This is a genomic window from Sandarakinorhabdus sp., assembly GCF_041689835.1.
Classification (GTDB): Bacteria; Pseudomonadota; Alphaproteobacteria; order Sphingomonadales; family Sphingomonadaceae; genus Sandarakinorhabdus.
In genome coordinates this window covers 1-1,578 of the sequence record NZ_JBDNFM010000190.1, presented here as the reverse complement: position 1 = coordinate 1,578, position 1,578 = coordinate 1, and the positions used below count along the sequence as shown (strand labels likewise).

The 1,578-nt window shown below is 58.9% G+C and carries 2 protein-coding genes; both read right to left on the bottom strand.

The window, feature by feature from the left end:
- The coding region (locus tag ACESL8_RS10140; protein WP_372918429.1) for an acyl-CoA dehydrogenase family protein at positions 1-502 on the bottom strand (502 nt) is incomplete at its 3' end.
- A 3-nt stretch (positions 503-505) separates the two neighbouring features.
- Positions 506-970: a MerR family DNA-binding transcriptional regulator gene (locus ACESL8_RS10135; protein ID WP_372918427.1), complete on the bottom strand. Its 465-nt coding sequence runs from the start codon at positions 968-970 to the stop codon at positions 506-508.
- Between the last annotated feature and the right edge of the window lie 608 nt (positions 971-1,578).

Here is a 1,578-nt window from a genome sequence, read left to right as displayed (position 1 = left end):
GCTCGGTCAGGTTCATGGTGCCGGTCCAGCGGCCTTGCACCATATTGGGCAGCCACTTGGCCTTTTGTTCCGGGCTTCCCACCACTTCGATCGCCGCCTGCGCGCCTTCCGAAAGGGCGGGATACATGCCGAATGCCATGTTGCTGGCCGCGATGAATTCCTGCAGCACCGCGCCGATCACATAGGGCAGCCCCTGGCCGCCGTGGTGTTCATCGGCGATCAACCCGCCCCAGCCGCCGTCGCAAAATTGCTTGTATGCCGCCTTGAACCCGTCGGGCGCTGTCACGCTGCCGTCGGGATGACGGGTGCAGCCCTGGCGGTCCCCCGGCAGATTGAGCGGCGCCAGCACTTCACCGCAGAACTTGCCGCCTTCATTGAGCACGGCCTCGACCAGATCGGGCGACACGCTTTCAAAGCCAGGCACATTGCCGTGGCCATAAAGGCCAACAACGGCATCGAGCACGAACAGCGTGTCTTTCACCGGAGCGCGATAGGTGGGCATCGGTCAGGCTTTCATCGAGTGTTCGACGATGCCGCAAAATTGTTGCAACTCGTGGATGGTGGCATCGATATCGGCGCGCTGTTCTTCGAGCAGCACGACGCGCGCCCGGCATTTTTCCAGCGTCACGCGCTTTTGCGTCAGACGGTGATCGCCCACATCATACAGATCGATCATTTCGCGGATTTCGGCGAGCGAAAAGCCGACATTCTTGGCGCGCAGAATCCACGCCAGCCGGGCGCGATCCCGCCGGGAATAGATGCGATTCTGCCCCTGCCGCTCCGGCGTGATCAGGCCCTGATCTTCATAAAAACGGATGGCACGCGGCGTGATGTTAAACGCCAGCGCCAGTTCGGTGATCGAAAAATGGCTGGCGTCGCCGGCCGCGGGCGGGGCCGGCGCGGTGGCAAAAGCATGCAACAGCGCCGCTTGCGACTCGTCAGTGCGGGGAGCCTCAGCCGGATTGCTCATGACTGTCGGGGGTAGTTGCCGTTTACGTTAAGGTCAAGCTTGGGGCGATATGAGGCGGACCGGAAATGTCTGTGAGAAGTTAGATAAGTGGCGCGCAGGCTTCGCGGCAATTTGGCTTCCTACGCAGCTATTGGCGTCAGTATAATTGAAACTCTGAGCTACCCTTTGAAACCTAAAGCCCCAATGATCCGACAATTTTGTCAGTGCGAGCATAGTGTCGTTCCTCGTATTCCAGATAGACCGATTCTCCCTTTTTTGAGTAACGGAACGTCATCGTTGGACAAGCCATACAATATCGAGCTGGCCGAGGCACTCAGCAACAAACTACCAAAAGCAAGAAACATGCCCGCGTCGATTGCTTGGTTGAATTCCTCGGGACGTTGGTGAAGCCCTTGCGCGAGTGCAGCACAGCTGTTGGCTCAGGATGAGGGCGCTTTCCCATCTTTCCGTCGAATAATTCAGGCTTGGGCCACATGGACAAAGGCTATCCTCATCCTGATTGAGGCGAGGGCGGCGAAACCAAGGGTGGACTCTCGGGTTTTGTCGTATTGGGCGGCGACGCGGCGCCAGTTCTTCAGCTTGCTGAACAGGCGCTCGACGAGATTGCG

Bases quoted from the DNA above. Each gene is read 5' to 3' on its own strand.
- ACESL8_RS10135 (WP_372918427.1), bottom strand. From the start codon at position 970: ATGAGCAATCCGGCTGAGGCTCCCCGCACTGACGAGTCGCAAGCGGCG.